General features: G+C 29.9%; 17 protein-coding genes and 1 pseudogene. 4 read left to right on the plus strand and 14 right to left on the minus strand.

Annotation, left to right across the window (positions count from 1 at the left end; all coding sequences use genetic code 11):
• Positions 1-3 precede the first annotated feature (3 nt).
• From aat to sstT, 13 genes are read right to left on the minus strand one after another with little or no spacing between them, the layout of a single operon-like run.
• Positions 4-651, minus strand: coding sequence for a leucyl/phenylalanyl-tRNA--protein transferase (gene aat / locus AJ886_RS09215; RefSeq protein WP_002880660.1), 648 nt, complete (start codon positions 649-651; stop codon positions 4-6).
• Positions 626-2755: an AAA family ATPase gene (locus AJ886_RS09220; protein WP_070287595.1), complete on the minus strand. Its 2130-nt coding sequence runs from the start codon at positions 2753-2755 to the stop codon at positions 626-628. The genes aat and AJ886_RS09220 overlap by 26 nt, the downstream gene beginning before the upstream one ends.
• Entirely contained in the window at positions 2752-3042 is a 291-nt protein-coding gene (locus AJ886_RS09225; protein ID WP_044779145.1) for an ATP-dependent Clp protease adaptor ClpS, read from the minus strand. The genes AJ886_RS09220 and AJ886_RS09225 overlap by 4 nt, the downstream gene beginning before the upstream one ends.
• Complete coding sequence (locus AJ886_RS09230; protein ID WP_002853867.1) at positions 3042-3644, minus strand: TlpA disulfide reductase family protein; 603 nt, start codon at positions 3642-3644, stop codon at positions 3042-3044. Before AJ886_RS09230 ends, AJ886_RS09225 begins: the two co-directional genes overlap by 1 nt.
• 10 nt (positions 3645-3654) lie before the next feature.
• Positions 3655-4107, minus strand: a complete 453-nt coding sequence (smpB, locus tag AJ886_RS09235; RefSeq protein WP_002859129.1) for an SsrA-binding protein SmpB — start codon at positions 4105-4107, stop codon at positions 3655-3657.
• Complete coding sequence (locus tag AJ886_RS09240; RefSeq protein WP_044793936.1) at positions 4107-4871, minus strand: 4-(cytidine 5'-diphospho)-2-C-methyl-D-erythritol kinase; 765 nt, start codon at positions 4869-4871, stop codon at positions 4107-4109. Before AJ886_RS09240 ends, smpB begins: the two co-directional genes overlap by 1 nt.
• The gene (gene csrA / locus AJ886_RS09245; RefSeq protein ID WP_002852854.1) at positions 4868-5095 is read right to left on the minus strand and encodes a carbon storage regulator CsrA; all 228 of its coding nucleotides are present in this window, start codon (positions 5093-5095) and stop codon (positions 4868-4870) included. Before csrA ends, AJ886_RS09240 begins: the two co-directional genes overlap by 4 nt.
• Positions 5089-5907 (minus strand): tRNA pseudouridine(55) synthase TruB, encoded by an 819-nt coding sequence (truB, locus tag AJ886_RS09250; protein WP_002861823.1) that lies wholly within the window; start codon positions 5905-5907, stop codon positions 5089-5091. Before truB ends, csrA begins: the two co-directional genes overlap by 7 nt.
• A complete protein-coding gene (locus AJ886_RS09255; RefSeq protein WP_070278128.1) occupies positions 5904-7979 on the minus strand; it encodes an ATP-dependent helicase in 2076 nt (691 codons plus the stop codon). The genes truB and AJ886_RS09255 overlap by 4 nt, the downstream gene beginning before the upstream one ends.
• On the minus strand, positions 7976-8413 hold the full coding sequence (locus AJ886_RS09260; protein WP_002861821.1) for a hypothetical protein: 438 nt from the start codon (positions 8411-8413) through the stop codon (positions 7976-7978). The genes AJ886_RS09255 and AJ886_RS09260 overlap by 4 nt, the downstream gene beginning before the upstream one ends.
• Entirely contained in the window at positions 8407-10128 is a 1722-nt protein-coding gene (locus AJ886_RS09265; RefSeq protein ID WP_070274758.1) for a M3 family oligoendopeptidase, read from the minus strand. Before AJ886_RS09265 ends, AJ886_RS09260 begins: the two co-directional genes overlap by 7 nt.
• 3 nt (positions 10129-10131) lie before the next feature.
• The gene (locus AJ886_RS09270) at positions 10132-11019 is read right to left on the minus strand and encodes an aspartate carbamoyltransferase catalytic subunit (protein WP_052857573.1); all 888 of its coding nucleotides are present in this window, start codon (positions 11017-11019) and stop codon (positions 10132-10134) included.
• A 9-nt stretch (positions 11020-11028) separates the two neighbouring features.
• On the minus strand, positions 11029-12252 hold the full coding sequence (gene sstT / locus AJ886_RS09275) for a serine/threonine transporter SstT (RefSeq protein ID WP_070287596.1): 1224 nt from the start codon (positions 12250-12252) through the stop codon (positions 11029-11031).
• Between the two features lie 139 nt (positions 12253-12391).
• Here sstT and metK point away from each other — a divergent pair, with 139 nt between their 5' ends.
• On the plus strand, positions 12392-13588 hold the full coding sequence (metK, locus tag AJ886_RS09280) for a methionine adenosyltransferase (RefSeq protein WP_002861817.1): 1197 nt from the start codon (positions 12392-12394) through the stop codon (positions 13586-13588).
• 236 nt (positions 13589-13824) lie between these two features.
• On the opposite strand, the pseudogene AJ886_RS09285 reads toward metK, so the two are convergent.
• Positions 13825-15151 (minus strand): annotated as a pseudogene (locus tag AJ886_RS09285) (apolipoprotein N-acyltransferase).
• On the opposite strand from AJ886_RS09285, the gene yajC reads away from it, so the two are divergent.
• Genes yajC through secF form a run of 3 tightly spaced genes read left to right on the plus strand, consistent with a single transcriptional unit; the run spans position 15124 to position 17940 of the window.
• Positions 15124-15396 carry a preprotein translocase subunit YajC gene (gene yajC, locus AJ886_RS09290; RefSeq protein ID WP_002786346.1) on the plus strand — a complete coding sequence of 91 codons (273 nt, stop codon included), beginning with the start codon at positions 15124-15126 and terminating at the stop codon, positions 15394-15396. The pseudogene AJ886_RS09285 and the gene yajC overlap by 28 nt on opposite strands.
• Entirely contained in the window at positions 15389-16969 is a 1581-nt protein-coding gene (gene secD / locus AJ886_RS09295; protein WP_070287597.1) for a protein translocase subunit SecD, read from the plus strand. Before yajC ends, secD begins: the two co-directional genes overlap by 8 nt.
• Positions 16969-17940, plus strand: a complete 972-nt coding sequence (secF, locus tag AJ886_RS09300) for a protein translocase subunit SecF (RefSeq protein WP_002858025.1) — start codon at positions 16969-16971, stop codon at positions 17938-17940. The genes secD and secF overlap by 1 nt, the downstream gene beginning before the upstream one ends.
• Positions 17941-17942: the final 2 nt, after the last annotated feature.

The raw sequence follows: 17942 nt of genomic DNA on the forward strand, positions 1-17942 counted from the left end.
TTTTTAAGTAATTAAATCTTTAAAATTTTTAAAACCACTTTCTTGATTGCATTTTTCTTTTAAAATATTTAAAAATTCTTTCCTAGAAATATTATGAGCACCCATAAATTCTAAATGTTGGTTATAAACTTGACAATCTATGATAAAATCATAAGGTTTTAATAAATCACAAAGCTTAATCATGGCAACTTTAGATGCATTTTTTTTAATGCTTACCATGCTTTCACCAAAGAAAACCTTGCCTAAAATTAAACCATAAATTCCACCTATAAGTTCATTATTTTCATAAAGTTCAAGGCTATGCGCATAGCCTTGGGTAAATAACTTATAATAAGTGGTAATAAATTCATCATCTATCCAGCTTTGAGAGCGTGTATCGCGACATAGTGTAATTAATTTTAAAAAATCATAATCAAGTTTAATTTGATAGAGATTAATAAATTTTTTCATATTTTTTTGGATGTGAATTTGATTTGGAATTAAAACACATCTAGGATCTGGACACCACCAAGTTACAGGTTTACTTGTCCATGGGAATAGACCAAAAGTATAAGCTTTTACAATAAAATCAGCTTCTAAATTTTGACTTAAAAATACAGGGGCATTTTTAGGTGCATTGAGTAATTTAGAATATAAATTCGAGCTTTCCATTTTTACCAAGTTTGATTTTAGCTATACCGCCTTTTTTAAGCTTTCCGAATAAAATTTCATCACTGATTTTTTCTCCTATCTCCTCAGAAATTATGCGTTTTAAAAGCCTTACTCCAAATTCTTTATTATAGGTTTTTTTAGCTAAATAAATTTTAGCTTTATCATCCACTGATAATTTTATATTATTTAAATTTTTAGAAATTTCATCAAGTTCTTTTTCGATAATTTTAACAAGTATAGCATCGTTTAAATCATTAAAATGTAAAATTTTATCAATGCGATTAATAAATTCTGGAGCAAAAAAGTCTTTGATAGCACGATTACTTTTTTCTTCATTTTTACTTAAAAAACCAAGCTCATTGCTTTCTTTAAGTCCTAGATTGGATGTCATAATAATGATTGTATTTTTAAAATCTACTTTAAGACCGCTATTGTCGGTGAGTTCAGCATTGTCAAAAATCTGTAAAAAGGTATTACTTAAATCAGGATGAGCCTTTTCTATTTCGTCAAAAAGAACAAGACTGAAAGGATTTTTGCGGATAGCATTGCTTAAAAGTCCACCCTCTTCAAAACCTATATATCCAGCTGGAGATCCTATTAGTTTACTTATAGCATGTTTTTCTGCATATTCACTCATATCAAAGCGTTCTAAATTTAAACCTAAAAATTCAGCTAAAGCTTTGCAAAGTTCTGTTTTTCCAACTCCACTTGATCCAGTAAACAAAAACACTCCGCGTGGTGTATTGGAATTTTTAAATCCTGCGAAACTTTGCTTAAGTGATGAAACAAGACTATCTATAACTTCATCTTGGCCAAAAATTTTTGCTTTTAAATTTGTTTTTAAATTCATTAAAGCTTTATTTTGATCGAATTCAAACATTTTGTGATGGTGGGTCATTTTTGCTAAAACATTTTCTAAATCTTTTAAATTGACATTTTTTTTAGCTTTTGGATTTAAAGCAAAAGAAGCGCCAAGTTCATCGATCAGATCTATAGCACAATCAGGTAAAAATTTATCATTAAAAAATTTTTTACCCCAAATTACAGCATATTGAAGAATTTCATCGTTTAATTTTATATGATGAAATTCTTCATATTTGTTTTTTAATCCTTTAAGAATTTGCAAGCTTTCTTCTTGGCTTGGTTCATCTACATTTATTTTAGCAAAACGGCGACTTAGGGGTTTATTTTTATCAAAAGTATTTTTATATTCCATAAAAGTTGTTGCACCTATGCATTTTAAAGTTCCATTACTTAGAGCTGGTTTTAAAAGATTGGAAAAATCAGTATGAGATTCTCCTGTGCTTCCAGCTCCTACTATAGTGTGAATTTCATCAATAAATAAAATAGCATTGGGTATTTTCTCAAGTTCATTTAAAATTTCTTTAATTCTTTTCTCAAAATCTCCACGGTATTTTGTTCCCGCAAGTATACTAGCCATATCAAGACTAAAAATTTTTGCATTTTGTAAGTTTTTAGGCACCTTTTTTTCCGCAATAGCCAATGCTAATCCTTCTACAATGGCCGTTTTGCCAACTCCTGCTTCTCCTACTAAAATAGGATTATTTTTCTTGCGACGTGAAAGAATTTGCATCATTCTTTCAAGTTCAAATTTTCTTCCTATTAAAGGATCAATCTTGCCATTTTGAGCTAAAAGTGTTAAATCACTTGTGTGGTTGCTTAAATTTTGTATATTTTTATGATTTTGAAGTTCTTGAATTTTGTTAAGATTTATGTTGTGTTTTTTTAAGAGATAACTAGAATAACTTCTTGAATCCTGTATGAGCTTTTCTAAAAAATCTATAATTTTAATTTCATTATTTTTATTTTTAAGTGAAAGTAAGATTTCATCTAAAACAACAGATATTGTAGGTTCTATTTCTTGTTTAATAATTTGATTGTTTTGAGAAATGTAATTTTTTAATTCAGTTTCTAGAAGTTCAAGATCTCCATCTGAAAATTCTTCAAATATATCCTTAAAATCAGTGCTTAGTTTTAGTAATGCAAACAGCACATGCTCACAGGTAACAAATTCATGGTGGTTTATTAAGCTTAGATTTTTGGCATTATCAAGATATTTTTGTAAATTTTCTTGGTATTTCATTCTTCTTCTACCTTCGCTTGTAGTGGAAAATTAGCAAGTTTAGCCGCATCTATAACTTTTTTTTGTTTTGAAAGAGCTATTTCTTGAGTGTAAATGCCACAAATTCCAGAACCATTGTGATGAATTTCTAACATTGTTTGACTTGCTTTCTCAAGGTTTTGATGAAAAATATTCATCAAAATTTCTATAACAAAATCCATAGTTGTTACATCATCATTTAAGAGTATAACTTTATACATTTTTGGTTCACTAAGTTTTATTTGTTCTAGAGTTTGGGTTTTTGGCATTATTTTCCTTTGTAGATTTTATTTAAATCTTCTTGCATGAGTTCTGTTGGAATTTTACCAAGATAAAAATTTGTTGGAGCATTATTATTCCAGTAATCGCTTATTTTTTGATAAATTCCATTTTTTAAAACGACCTTAAAAGGAAGTTGCTCCATATTTTGATAGTCTATATCTTTTAAAATTTGAGCAATAATACGATCGTTAGAGCTGCCATTGCTTAGAAAATAGTAAGCACCATAATCATCTGCGAATTTTTTAACTGTTTCATCGCTAACATCTTCAAAATGCGTAAGTCCTATAATGATAAATTTGCTAGAATTATTTTTCCAAAGTTTGCTAAGATCTAAAGCTTCTTCTTTACATGGGGTGCAAAAAGTGCCAAAAAAATCAAACATTAAAACTTTTCCTTCCTCTCCTTCTACCACAAAACCTTTATCTGTTCTTATTAAAGTTTTGCTTCCACCATTTACACTATTTAAGACTATTTTATCTCCTTTGTGATACTCTTCAAACATAAAATCATTTTGAATTTCTTCTTCTTTGGAGCAAGCATTAAGAAAAAATGCTAAACTTATTAAAAATAGGGTTAAAATTTTTTTCATTTAATTTCCTTTATTTATAATTTTTCATAGCAGCTCTAGCTTCTAAATCGGCTTGCTTTTTCTTTAAAGTTTCACGCTTGTCGTGTAAATTTTTCCCTTTAGCTAAAGCAAGAGTGGCTTTTACTTTATTTTTCGTGTTAAAATAAAGATCTAATGCAACGATAGTATATCCTTCTATACTTACTTTACCTAATAATTTATCAATTTGTTTTCTATGCATTAAAAGCTTTCTAGCGCCTCTTTCTTCGTGTTTATAGAAAGAATGTGTAGTATGAAGCAATGAAATATGAGAATTAAGTAAAAAAATCTCATTTTTTATAATGCGAACAAAAGAGTCTTTAAGATTTGCTCTTCCTGTCCTTAAGGCTACAACTTCACTTCCCTTAAGGACAATTCCGGCTTCAAAGCGTTCTATAATGCTATAATCAAATAAAGCTTTTTTATTTCTTGCAATAATTTTCATCAATCAACCTTAAAAACACTACTACCGCTACCGCTTAGAAAAAAATCTTCTTGTAAGTAAGACTTCATTTTAGGATATAAAGTTGCACAAGGAGTAAATAAATCATTTAATTCTTTGTTTTTAAAATTTTGTAACAACTCTTTTGTGCTGAGTTTTTTGTAGATTTGCGCTTGATTATTGTTTTTTTGAAAGTCAAATATTCCTCTATCAAATTCATCATAAACAGCTTTAGTTTGGCAAGATATTTGTGGAAAAGTCCATTTTAAATTAGGTATGTCATCTTCAAATTCTTTTATAATTTCACCACAGCCACTTACATCAGCAGAGTGAAAGCCACTTAAAAAAAAGGCAATATCACTTCCTAGTTGCATGCTTAAATTTATAAGTTCTTGTAGGTTTAATTTTAAATTTAGGGTTTCATTCATTAGCAGTAAAAAACTCGCACAATCGCTACTTCCACCGCCAAGTCCAGCACATACTGGGATATTTTTTGTGAGTTTTAGGCTTTTTTTGCTAAATAATTCTTTTAATTCATTATTATATCTTTTAGAAAGTAGTAAATAAGCCTTTTGAATAATATTATTTTCGCATTTAAAATTACTAATGATTTCAAATTCTTTTTTAGAATCTGATTCTTTATCAACAAGCTCAAGCTCATCAAAAAGATCTTTTAAAAGTATAAATCGTGATTCTAAAAGATGATATTTTCTTGAGTCAAAACCGGTAAGTTTTAAAAAAATATTTGCTTTAGCGTAAGCTTTCATTTGATTAGTTTTTTGCTTAAGTCATCAAGTTTAATATCATTCTGAACAACAGAATGCAAATTTTCATCCTTTACTTGTTGAACAAGTTCTTTTCTAAGTATCATAAGGGATTTTGGAGCTTCTATGCCTATTTTGGCATATCCTTTCCCTGTTTGAACGACTTTGATTTCTATACCTTCTCCGATAATTATACTTTCATTTTCTTTTCTTGATAATATTAACATTTTTCAACCTTATTCAGAAGATATTTTACTGTATTTTCTTTAATATTAATTATGCTAAAATATTTTTCTGTTTCAATATAATAATCTCCTTCATCATGAAATTCTAATTCTTCGACAAAAATTTTAGCACCATTTTCGAGTTTATTTAAATCCTTGATAAAATTTGGCTTTAGGTTAATGTATTTTAACACATTTAAGCTTTTCTCATTATTATAAACAAATTTACCTTCTTTAATGCGCTCTAAAGAGCTTAAAGTTGCATTAATACCTAGTTTTCTAGCAAAAAGTTCACAATAAGATCTTATATAAGCACCTTCACTGACTGTGATTTCAATATTTAAAAAAGGATGATTATAGCTTAAGATCTTACAATCAAATACTTCCATTTGACAAGGTTTTAAAATTGCTTCTATACCTTTTTTTGCAAGTTCATAGGCGCGAGTTCCATTGATTCTTTTGGCGCTAAATTGAGGTGGTGTATAGGAGATAATTCCTTGCATTTGATCAATGATTTGTTTTAAATTTGCAAGATCAAATTCTTTTATATTTTGAATTTCTTTTATATTTTGATCATCAAGACTTAAGGAGTAAACTCCAAGCCATAAAGTAGCTTTATAGGTTTTTGGAGTTTTTTTTAAAAAACGGAAAAGTTTTGTGTATTGTCCAAATGCAACGATTAAAACCCCTTTGGCGAAAGGATCAAGAGTGCCAGAATATCCTGCTTTTTTATTTTTATATTTTTTCTTTAAAGTGCTTAAAAAGGCATTAGAGCTCAAACCCCTTGGTTTAAAGGCTGCAAAGATCTTGTTCATACTGCTTTTTCCACAAAGCTTGCCATGATTACACGCATTATGCCACCAAAATTAATATTAAGCTTTTCCTCTTTTCCGCTTTTATTAACTTCAACAACCCTGCCAATGCCAAAAATTTTATGTTTAACTAGATCTCCTTTGCAAAAACTAGTTTTTTGTATATTTTGATTTTTTGATTTTTCATTGATTAATTTACTTTCTTCTAAGAAGCGACTAGGATTGATATTTGCTCTTGAACCATGATAAAAACGAGAATTTGCAACACTTATTGTGAGAAATTTCTTGGCGCGAGTGATGGCAACATAAGCAAGACGGCGTTCTTCTTCGAGATTTTCTTCGCTATTTAAAGGAAAAAATCCTTCATCAAAGCCTATTATAAAAACATAATCAAATTCCAAACCTTTGCTAGCATGAATACTCATCAAGCAAACACATTCTTCATCTAAATTATCTTGATCACTTAATAAAGAAATTTCACTAAGTAGATCTTCTAAAGAAGCTTCGGGATCTTCTTTGAGTTTTTCTCTTAGATTAGCATAAAACTCATCAAGATTTCTGATTCTTTCATCTCCATCATCTTGCTCTGAAAAATAATCTTTGATTTTAAATAATTCTTCTATATTGTCAAAAACCTTTTTTGCATTATCGTAGCTTTTTAGAGTGTGAATATTTTGTATAAAAATATTTGCTTCATTTTGTGCTTTTTTTGTTGTTAAAATTCCTACACCACCATCGCTTTCACATAAGGCATCAAAAAGTGAAATTTGACGTTTTTTTGCATATTCTTCTAAATTTTTTAGGGTTTTTTCTCCTATGGATCTTTTGGGGCGATTAATAATGCGCCTAAACGACAAATCATCATTTGGATTTAAGATAAGTCTAAGATACGAGATTAAATCTTTTATTTCTAATCTTTCATAAAAACGCATACCACTAAGCAGTTTATAAGAAATTTTTTCCTTCATAAATGCTTCTTCTATTGCTCTTGATAGTGCATTAACTCGAAATAAAACGGCGATCTCTTTAGCTTCTACTCCAGAATTTAGCAATTTTTTTACTTCTTGAGCGATATATAAACCTTCATCTTTTTCGTTTTCGTTTTTTAATATTTTAATATTTTCCCCAGTATCTTTAGTGCAGATTAAAGTTTTTCCAAGTCGTTGTTCATTGTGAGATATGAGATTATTTGCTGCTTGTAAAATAGTCCCTACTGAACGATAATTTTGTTCAAGTTTTACAAGTTTAACATTTTTAAAATCGTTTTGAAAATTTAAAATATTTTCAATTTTTGCTCCACGCCAACTATAAATACTTTGATCATCATCACCAACAACTGTGATATTTTCATGCATACAACATAGATTTTTTAGAATTTTATATTGTAAGGTATTAGTATCTTGATACTCATCAACTGTAATGTAATTATAAAGTAAGCTTTGTTCTTTGGCAAAATTTATATCATTTTCTAAAATGAGATTGCTTAGCAATAAAAGATCATCAAAATCTACAAAATTTTGTTTTAATAAGTATTCTTCATAAGCACGGTAATAGTTGGCAAATTTGTATTCATTTTGATATTTTTCAAAATTATGTTCTTTTAGTAAATTTAAATCTTCAAAGACATTGCTTACTTTTTTGCCTTCATTTTTGCAATAAGATATGTATTTGATAATATCATAGACATTATCTTTGTTTTTATCATGGATTAAGTCTTTAATTATTTTTTTTGTATCATCTGTATCGATAACAATAAAACTATTTTTACGCTCCAATCTTTCAAAATGGAGTTTTAAAAATAAAAGTCCAAATTTATGAAAGGTGCAAAGCAAAGGATTGTGATTGCCTTGTAGAAAATTTAATGCTCTATGACGCATAACACTAGCTGCTTTATTTGTAAAAGTAAGAGTAAGAGTGTTATGCGAGGGGATGCCTACTTCACCGATAAGATAAGCAAGACGAGTGGTGATAGTTTTGGTTTTTCCACTACCTGCACCCGCTAGGATAAGCATGGCTCCATCAATGTGGCTTACTGCCTGTTTTTGACTATCATTTAAATCTTCAAATAGATTCATTTTTTGAAAATATCTTTATTTTTTGGATTATTTAAAAATATATTTTTAGATTTTTGTAAATTTTTACTATCTTCGCGTTTATAAAGGCTAAAATTAACAAATAAAATGCTATTTTCTATTTGAATTTGCGTGATAGCTCCTAAATCAACCTTTACAAAACTATCAAAATCATCATTTCCAAAACCTGCGTGAAATTGAATGAAATCTTTATTTAGTTGTATGGATTCAAAGGTGTATCCTCCAAGAGCAAAAAGAGCATAAGGATTTTGTTTAACATCAAGCTCTTTGGGAAGTTCAGGGTTAAAATCTATGAAATTTGTATTTGCAACTATGGAAAATTCTATATTTTCTTCTATAAGGTGTGAAATAACTTCATAGCAATGCTTTTGCATGGTATGGATAAAATTTTCATTTTTTAAGATTGTTTCTAGCATGATTGTAACTCCATAAATTCATTGATGAGTTTTTGAATTTCTTTTATGCCTATTTCCCAAAAATTTTCATCTTCTATATCAAAGCCAAACATTCCTACTAGTTCTTTTGGACTCACACTTCCACCTAAAGAAAGCATTTTGATATAAAGTTCTTTAAAATTTTCACATTTTTTACTTTTGTAAAGTCCATAAAGAGCTAAAACTAAAAGTTGTGCATAAGCATAAGCATAGCAGTAAAAAGGAGAATGGATAAAATGAGGAATATAACTCCACCAAGAAGCATAATTTTTTGTAAGTTTTACGCTGTCTTGAAACATTTTTTGAGATTCTTCCATCCAAATTTTATTGATTTCTTCGGTGCTTAATTCATTTTCTTGAGCATGTAAGCGTCTTTCAAAACAAGTAAAATTAATTTGTCTATAAAAAGTTGCAAAAATATCTTCGATTTTATTTGCATATAAAGATAGGAGTTCTTCTTTTTTTAACTTATCTTTAATAAAATCAAATACGAGCATTTCGGCAAAAACTGAAGCTGTTTCTGCGGTGGTTAAAGGTGTGTTTTGATTTAAGTAGCTTACATTGTAAGAAAGTTTTTGATGGATAGTATGTCCTAATTCATGTGCAAGTGTAAAAAGATCACGCCTTTTATCGGTGTAGTTTAATAAAACAAAAGGATGCGCATCAGAAGTTGCAGAATGTGAAAAAGCACCCCCTTGTTTATTTTCTTGTGGATAAACATCAATCCAGCCTTGATCAAAAGCATTTTTTGCTATATTATAAAATTGAGAAGAAAAAGCTTGAAATGCCTCTAAAACAATATCTTTACTTGTTTTAAAATCAAAACTTGCTTCTTTTCCTATGGGCGCATATCTGTCGTAGTCTTTAAGCTCATCATAGCCTAAAATTTGTTTTTTTCTTTTGTAAAATTGCGATACTAAGTTAAAATGTTTTTGCGCACTTGCTATCAAAGAATCAACGCTTTTTTGTGAAATTTGATTGCTGATATGTCTTGAAATTTCAGCATTTTCATAACCTCTTAATAAGCTTATATTTTTTCTTTCTGTTTTTATCATATTGATAATAAAACTTAAAAGTCTGCTATTTTTTTGCAAAACTTTACTGAATTTTTTAGCAGCTTTTTTGCGTATCTTTCTATCTTCATCATACATTTTGCTTAGAATTTCTTCTTCACTAAGTTTTTTACCTTCAAAAGGGATTTTTAAAGCGCTCATACTTTCATCAAAAAGCCTACTAAAAGCATTTGCACCTGTATTTGAAAGATAGAGCATAATGCGTTCTTCGTTTTTGCTAAGATTATAGCGTTTGTTTTGCAATAAATTAGAAAGATAAAAATCATAATCTTTACAAAAAGTTGTAAATTCTTGACTTTTTTCAGGAACTAACTCACAAAATTCAAGCTCGAAAAAGAGTAAATTTTCTTCTATTTTTTTGCATTCTTCTTCGTATTGTGCGTAAAAAGAACCATTTTGAGTGTTTTTAGCAAAAAGCAAATAAGCATAAGTCATGATTTTGCCAAGAGCTTGATTTAAATTTTCATAATCTTTTAAAGCTTGTAAAAACTCATTAGCATTTAATGTATAGAGTTTATTTTCATAGTCTTTTTTAAAATTTAAACTTTGTTGGATTTGATCTTGTGTAAAATTTTGCAACGCTTCTTTATTGTGAAATAAAGCACTTAAATCCCATTCTAACATTTTTTATCCTTCATTTTCTAATATGAGTTTTTTAAGAACAGCCATTCTAATGGCCACTCCATTTTTAACTTGTTTTAAAACTAAAGTTCTTTCATCACTCATCATTTCATCGCTTATGTCAATATTGCGATTTACAGGGCCTGGATGTAGTAAAATAAGCTTTTTATCTTTTACCAAGCTTTTTTGAATACAAAAATCATTTGCATAGTCTTTAAGTGAAGCATAAACGGTTTTATTATGTCTTTCTGTTTGTGTTCTAAGACTCATGATAATATCTGAATTTGCTATGATATTCTCATCAAGCTTATAATGTTTTTTAAGATGGGTATTAGGCATAAAATGTGGTGGAGCTACTAGGGTAATATCAAGATTAAATCTGCTTAAAAGTTCTATATTGGACGCTGCAACGCGGGAATTTTTGATATCACCTACGATGCAAATTTTCTTACCTTCGACATCGCCTTGAAAATGATTATAAATAGTGAATAAATCTAGCAAAGCTTGGGTAGGATGGGCGTGTTTTCCATCTCCTCCATTAACAACTGGACAATGCATATGCTTTGCCAATATCAAAGGAACTCCTGAGTTTGCGTGTCTTATAACAATAGCATTAGGACTCATCGCATCTAAATTAGCAGCAGTATCATAAAGAGTTTCTCCTTTGCTAGAGCTTGATCTTGAAACATCAAGGCGTAAAACCCTAGCACCTAATCTTCTTGCAGCGCTTTCAAAAGATGAAAGGGTGCGTGTAGAGTTTTCAAAAAAAATTGTCGTGATACTTTTTCCTTTAAGAAAAGTTCTAGGTTTTTCATCTAAGAAATCACTTGCTTCTTTAAAAAGCTCCATAATTTCGACTTTATTAAAATCCTTTGTAGTGATGAGATGACGCATACTTTTACCTTATTTGATATTATAATTTAATTCATTTTTAGAACAAATTGCTGTAAAAAGAACATCTGTAGAACTATTTAAAGCAGTTTCAACACTATCTTGAATAATCCCTATAATAAAACCTATGGCAACTACCTTCATAGCAATATCATAGTCTATATTAAATAAAGAACAAGCCAAAGGTATAAGCAGTAAGGATCCACCCGCAACTCCGCTAGCCCCGCAAGCTGCAAAGGTGGCAATAATGCTTAATAAAAGGGCTTGCAAAAGACTGATTTCTATACCAACGGTATTGGCTGCAGTAAGACTTAAAATAGCTATAGTAACTGCCGCTCCTGCCATGTTGATAGTAGCTCCTAAAGGTATAGAAATGCCATAAAATTCTTTATCTATGCCAAGTTTGGCGCAAAGTGCCATATTAACAGGAATATTTGCTGCTGAACTTCTTGTAAAAAAAGCAAAAAATGCACTGTGCCTTAAGCAGATAAAAATCAAAGGAAAAGGATTTTTTCTTGTATAAAAAAAGACTATTAAAGCATTGATAACAAAAGTAACAAAAAGCATAGTAGCTACAAGTAAAATTAAGAGTTTTACATAGCTTAGTAAACCTTGTGCTCCTGTTTGTGCTACAGAATTAGCCACAAGTCCAAAAATTCCAAAAGGAGCAAGTTTTACTACAAATTTAACAATTTTCAAAACCCCTTCATTAATATCTATAAAAACTTGTTTTGCTTCGTTAGAACAGTGTTTTAATGCTATACCTCCAGCTATTGCCCAGGTTAAAATTCCTAAATAATTCCCGCTTGAAAGAGCATTTATGGGATTATCGACAATTTTAAATAAAAGATCTTTAAAAATCTCACTCATGTGGGTTGGAGATGAGTTTGTAGCAGTTTGAACTCCATCTAAAACAAGCTTTATAGGGAAGAAAAAATTAGCAAGAACCGCACAAGCTGAAGCAAGAAAGGTACCTACTATATACAAAATAATAATATTTTTGATCTTAGCACCACTTTGAGAAAAATCTTTAGTGCAAATTGAAGTTAAAATCAAAACAAAAACAAGCATAGGAGCGATAGCTTTTAAGGCACTTGTAAAAAGTATTCCGAGTAAATTTGCAATTTCAGATATTTCTTTAGAACTAATGCCTATAAGTATTCCTAGTACTATACCTATGCAAATTTGAACTATGAGGTTGCCTTTAGCGTAGCTTTGAATGATTTTAGAAAACATAAAAACCTTTTAAATATTTTTTACATCAGAAGTTGATTTTAGCTAATTTTTGCTTAATTTTAGAGAATTTTTAATTTATCAAGCTTTGATAAGTTTATTTGGATACAATTGTGGTTCATTTTAAATGAAAGGACTTTTTATGTATCTATTCACTTCAGAAGTCGTAAGTGCAGGTCATCCAGACAAGTGCGCTGATATAATCGCTGATACGATAGTGGATATACTCTTGAAAAATGACAAAAATTCAAGGGTGGCGAGTGAGGTTTTTGTCGCAGGAAATAAGGTTGTGATAGGAGGCGAAGTTAAGTCAAATCACAAACTTAGTAAAGCTGATTACGATAATTTAGTTAAAGATGTTTTAAAAAACATTGGTTATGATGGGGCAGGGCATTTTAACAAAGAGCAGTGTTTGCATCCTGATGAAGTTGATGTTATGGTGTTTTTAAATGAACAAAGCCCTGATATCAATCAAGGTGTTGATCAAGAAGATGGCGAAACAGGGGCAGGTGATCAAGGTATTATGTTTGGTTTTGCAAGTTGTGAGGCTGAAGAATACATGCCAGCAGCCATTAGCTATGCAAGAATGCTATGTGATAAAGTCTACGCTTATGCAAAAGCAAATCCACACGAACTTGGCGTGGATATTAAAACTCAAGTAACTATTGATTATGGCACTAAGGCGAATTTTGAAAATTGCAAACCGCAAAGTATTCATACTATAGTAGTTTCTGCGCCTTGTGTTGAAAGTATGAAAATAGAAGATTTAAGATCTTTGGTGATGAAACTTATCTTAGATAGTAATTTACCAAAAGAACTTTTTGACCCTAATAAGACTAGAATTTTAATCAATCCAACTGGTAAATATATTAATCATTCTTCTTTACATGATAGTGGTTTAACAGGAAGAAAACTTATAGTAGATAGTTTTGGAGGTTATTCTCCAATAGGTGGTGGCGCACAATCGAGCAAAGATTATACTAAAGTTGATAGAAGTGGACTTTATGCAGGTAGATGGCTAGCTAAAAATATAGTTGCAGCAGGGCTTGCTAAAAAATGTATTGTTCAACTTAGTTATGCTATAGGTGTTGCAAAACCTACTTCGGTAAGTGTGGATTGTATGGGCACAAATACCAGTGTAAATGATGATGTTTTAAGTGATTTTGTTATGCAAAACTTCTCTTTAACGCCAAATTGGATCCGTGATAAATTTCATCTGGATAAACCAAGTAAAGAAACTTTTCTTTATGCGGATGTAGCGGCTCGTGGGCAAGTAGGACAAAAGGACTATCCTTGGGAACAACTTGATGCTCTAGAACAGTTTAAAAAGCTGCTTTAAAAAATTAACAATATTATACAAGCTTAAATAAGGCTTGTATAATTATAAAGAATTAATGAAGTTGTATTAATTTTTGACTTAGAGGGATATTTTTCAATATCCCCCATAAATATAAAAGTTAGGAAGGAAGCTAAATTAATTTAGCTTTGGGGTAAAAACCCCTCTAAGTCAAAATATTATTTGACAGAATTATAATATAAAATAACTTAAATTACTTTAAAATTAAAATTTTAATATTATTTTTTATCATTAAATATTTCTTTGGATAAATTTTTTCCAATCTTTGCTTAAAAGCTTTTTAGGGAGTATAACTATATTCTCTTTACCATTTGTAGCATGATAAACACTAACCCCATATTTACTTGCATAAAATTTCATTAAGAGTTGTTGGAGTTTGTATTCGCTGCTATTATTAAACCAAGCATTGTTGCTTAGAGCTATAATAATTTGTGAATTTTGATAGTTTTGTTCTTTGGTAGCTTCATAACAAATTGCATTTGTAATAATTTGATTGTCTAATTTATATTTGCTTTGTATAGGACCTTGGGAAAATTCTTCAATATTTTTAAGAAAATATTTTTTTATTAAGTCTTTAAAAAATGGAATTTTTTCACCAAAGGGAACTAAAAAATGCTTATTTAAAATATAGACATTGCCTTTTTTAAAGATATACGTGCTATTGTAAGTATGCTCTTTTTCAGTATAAAATGCTCCCGTAATAATGGTAATTTTATAAGATAATTCTTTAAGCATAAGTTCATATTTGGTATTTTTTAAATCAAAAGCAAAAGCGGTTTCAGGCAAGATTACAAGTTCTTTTTTTTCATTTATAGCTTGAAATATATCTTGAATTAGGATATCAGAATTTGATTTTAAATTTTCTTGTAAAAATTTTTGATCTTGAGAGATATTAGTATTGATGAGTTTGTAGTTTAAATTAAGAGTTTGAGCTTGTTTTTCATTATATTGAAATCCACTAAAGAATAAAACAAGAACAATTGCTATTTTATAATATCTTGATATATAACCCTCATAGATGAAATATGCTATTAAAAATATGCAAATAATACCACGATAACTTGGGTCAAAAAAACCATAAACTGTAAAAATTCCCCAATTAAGCCAATCAAATCCTAAAGGATGGATAAAACTTATGCAAAAAATTCCACAAAGTCTTAAAAAATCAAATTTTAATAAATAACATAATCTAAAAAGTAGTCCATAAATAAAACCAATGATAATTGGTATAATTGGTACTAAATAGTTTAGATTAAAATAAATTGAAGATAAACCAATCCACCAAAACCAAAGAATCCCTACAAAAAAACCTATCCAAAAATATTGTTTAGAATTTTTACTTTTTAGAAGTAAAACTAACCCGTAAATAGCTAAAAATGGGCTAATGGTTTGTGTAAAAATATTTTCAAAAAATGATAGATAAATAGAATTTGAAAGTAAAATTGCAATAAAAAAGACTTTTATTATTTTAAAAATGATAGAATTAGTGTTTAATTTTTTTGGAATAAAGGAAAAATATGGCAGAAAATTCAATTTTAACTTCATTATTACCTCTTGTAGTGTTATTTGCAATTTTTTATTTCTTGGTGATCAGACCGCAACAAAAACAAGCAAAAGCACATAAACAAATGCTTGAGTCTTTGCAAAAAGGAGATAAAATCATCACTAATGGCGGACTTATTTGTGAAGTCGTAAAACCAGAGGAGGATTTTATCAAAGTTAAGCTTAATGAAGACAATGTTACTGCAAAAATTTCAAGAGAATTTATAGCAAAGAAAATTGATGCGTAATTCTAAAATCAATTATCGCTTGATTATTTTTATAGCGGTATTTATTTTTGGAGTGGCTTTTTCACTCCCTTCTTTTTTGCAGTCAGAACGTGGTGCGAAGATTAATTTAGGGCTTGATTTGCAAGGTGGGCTTTATATGCTCTTAGGTGTAGATAATGAAGAAGCTGTAAAATCTAAAATAAAATCAATTGCATCTTCATTGAGTTATTCTTTTAATAAAGAAAATATTTTAAATGACGGCTTAAATACCCATGATGATATTTTAGAATTTACTTTGCTTGATAATGCGGATATTGCAAAAGTTGAAAATTTGCTTAAAGAAATAAAAGGAATTAATATACAAAGTGAAAATATGCACTATAAAATTTCTTTTACCTCAGAAGAAGTAAAAAATATAGAAAATTTTGCACTTTTGCAAGCAGTTGAAACCATAAGAAATAGGCTTGATCAATTTGGTTTAGCAGAGCCAACAGTTGCTAAACAAGGTAATGATAAGATTTTGGTTGAACTTGCAGGGATTAAAACCAAAGAAGATGAACTAAGAGCAAAAGAACGCATCACAAAAGCAGCACATTTACAACTTATGGAAGTTGATGATTCTAAAATGGGTCAAGCTTCCATAATGAGCGACGCTGAGGCTGCGAGTTATGGACTGATTTTAGTGCCTGATTCTAGAAATCCAAATTTAAAATATACCTTAAAAAGTATACCTATTTTAGATGGATCTATGCTTACTGATGCTAGAGTAGGGATTAGTGATAAGAGTAATTATCCTGTGATTAATTTTACTTTAAATGCCGAGGGTTCTAAAAAATTTGCTGATTATACAGGAGCAAATGTTGGAAAGCGTCTTGCTATTGTACTTGATAATAAAGTATATTCTGCTCCATCTATCAATGAACGCATAGGCGGAGGTAGTGGGCAAATCAGTGGAGCTTTTACTCAAGAAGAAGCACGCGATGTGGCGGTAGCTTTAAGAAGTGGAGCTTTGCTTGCGCCTGTAAAATTACTTGAACAAAGAAGCATAGGACCATCTTTAGGTGCTGATAGTATTAAAATGAGTATGATAGCCTTAATCGGTGCATCGGTTTTTATTGTAGTATTTATGATGATGTATTACGGTGTGGCAGGAATTTTTGCAAATATTGCAATGCTAGTTAATGTTTTGGTAGTAGTTGCTGTTATGGCTATGTTTGGAGCAACTTTAACTTTACCAGGGATGGCAGGACTTGTTTTAACTGTGGGTATGGCAGTAGATGCAAATGTGATTATCAATGAGCGTATACGAGAACTCTTGCGAGATGGAGTAAATATAAGAGTTAGTATAGAACAAGGTTATAAAAATGCTATGAGTGCGATTATAGATTCAAATATCACTTCTTTAGTTACTTCGGTAGCACTTTATGCCTATGGAACAGGAGCAGTTAAAGGTTTTGCTGTGACTTTGGGAATTGGTATCGTTGTTTCTATGATTACAGCTATTTTAGGAACTCACGGAATGTTTGATTATTTTATGCAACGCATAGAAAAAAATAATAATACAAGATTTTGGTTTGGCTATAGGAGAAGATAATGCAGTTTTTTAGCGAAAAGAAAATTTATGATTTTATGAGAATGCGTTTTGCTGCTATTTCCCTTTCTTTTATTTTGTTTTTTGGTTCTATTTATTTACTTTGGGATAGGGGTTTACAATATGGCATTGATTTTAGCGGAGGAACTTTAGTTCAGCTTAAATATGAAAATGCAGCTCCTATAACGCAAATTCGAGAAATTTTAGAAAATCAAGGAACTTTTCAAAATTTATCTGTAACTGAGTTTGGAAGCAATGAAGAAGTAACTATACGCTTTTTAGGAAGTAATGATAATGTAAGCAATGATATAGGCGAGCATATAAGTACTCTTTTAAAAGATACGGGAAAATTTGAAGTGCGTCGTGCTGATGTGGTAGGACCAAAAGTAGGTGATGAACTTAGAAATAAAGGACTTATGGCTATAGCTGTATCTTTGATAGCAATTTTAATTTATATAGCGTTGCGTTTTGAGTGGCGTTTTGCTCTTGCGGCTATAATCAGTGAAATTCATGATGTTGTGATTACTTTAGGAGCAATTTCTTTATTTAAAATTGATGTCAATTTAGATACTTTGGCTGCTGTTTTAACTGTGCTTGGATACTCTTTGAATGATACAATTATTATTTTTGATAGAATCAGAGAAGGTATTAAAACAAGTAAAAAAACCGAACTTGCACCTATTATTAATGAAAGTGTTTCAGCAACTTTATCAAGAACGGTTTTAACTTCAGGGTTGACTTTAGCAACCGTTGTGATACTTTATTTCTTTGGCGGGGAAATGATACAAGGATTTTCTTTGGCTTTAATTGTAGGTATTATAGCGGGAACTTTAAGCTCTATCTTTGTTGCAAGTCCGACATTATTATGGTTTAAATTTAGTGTGCTTGAGTTTAGAAATAAAGAAATTGAAAAAGCAAAAAGAAAACAAGATAAAGAACGCAATCGTGCAATGTATGAAAAAGGAACTGTGTAAGG

Source organism: Campylobacter sp. BCW_6465 (assembly GCF_001762815.1).
In the GTDB taxonomy this organism is placed as follows: domain Bacteria; phylum Campylobacterota; class Campylobacteria; order Campylobacterales; family Campylobacteraceae; genus Campylobacter_D; species Campylobacter_D jejuni.

Coding starts and splice junctions, on each gene's coding strand:
- metK (WP_002861817.1), top strand. CDS start 12,392: ATGTATCTATTCACTTCAGAAGTCGTAAGTGCAGGTCATCCAGACAAG.
- sstT (WP_070287596.1), bottom strand. CDS start 12,252: ATGTTTTCTAAAATCATTCAAAGCTACGCTAAAGGCAACCTCATAGTT.
- secD (WP_070287597.1), top strand. CDS start 15,389: ATGCGTAATTCTAAAATCAATTATCGCTTGATTATTTTTATAGCGGTA.
- AJ886_RS09260 (WP_002861821.1), bottom strand. CDS start 8,413: ATGCTAGAAACAATCTTAAAAAATGAAAATTTTATCCATACCATGCAA.
- AJ886_RS09240 (WP_044793936.1), bottom strand. CDS start 4,871: ATGAAAGCTTACGCTAAAGCAAATATTTTTTTAAAACTTACCGGTTTT.
- yajC (WP_002786346.1), top strand. CDS start 15,124: ATGGCAGAAAATTCAATTTTAACTTCATTATTACCTCTTGTAGTGTTA.
- AJ886_RS09225 (WP_044779145.1), bottom strand. CDS start 3,042: ATGCCAAAAACCCAAACTCTAGAACAAATAAAACTTAGTGAACCAAAA.
- truB (WP_002861823.1), bottom strand. CDS start 5,907: ATGAACAAGATCTTTGCAGCCTTTAAACCAAGGGGTTTGAGCTCTAAT.
- aat (WP_002880660.1), bottom strand. CDS start 651: ATGGAAAGCTCGAATTTATATTCTAAATTACTCAATGCACCTAAAAAT.
- AJ886_RS09230 (WP_002853867.1), bottom strand. CDS start 3,644: ATGAAAAAAATTTTAACCCTATTTTTAATAAGTTTAGCATTTTTTCTT.
- csrA (WP_002852854.1), bottom strand. CDS start 5,095: ATGTTAATATTATCAAGAAAAGAAAATGAAAGTATAATTATCGGAGAA.
- AJ886_RS09270 (WP_052857573.1), bottom strand. CDS start 11,019: ATGCGTCATCTCATCACTACAAAGGATTTTAATAAAGTCGAAATTATG.
- smpB (WP_002859129.1), bottom strand. CDS start 4,107: ATGAAAATTATTGCAAGAAATAAAAAAGCTTTATTTGATTATAGCATT.
- secF (WP_002858025.1), top strand. CDS start 16,969: ATGCAGTTTTTTAGCGAAAAGAAAATTTATGATTTTATGAGAATGCGT.
- AJ886_RS09220 (WP_070287595.1), bottom strand. CDS start 2,755: ATGAAATACCAAGAAAATTTACAAAAATATCTTGATAATGCCAAAAAT.
- AJ886_RS09265 (WP_070274758.1), bottom strand. CDS start 10,128: ATGTTAGAATGGGATTTAAGTGCTTTATTTCACAATAAAGAAGCGTTG.
- AJ886_RS09255 (WP_070278128.1), bottom strand. CDS start 7,979: ATGAATCTATTTGAAGATTTAAATGATAGTCAAAAACAGGCAGTAAGC.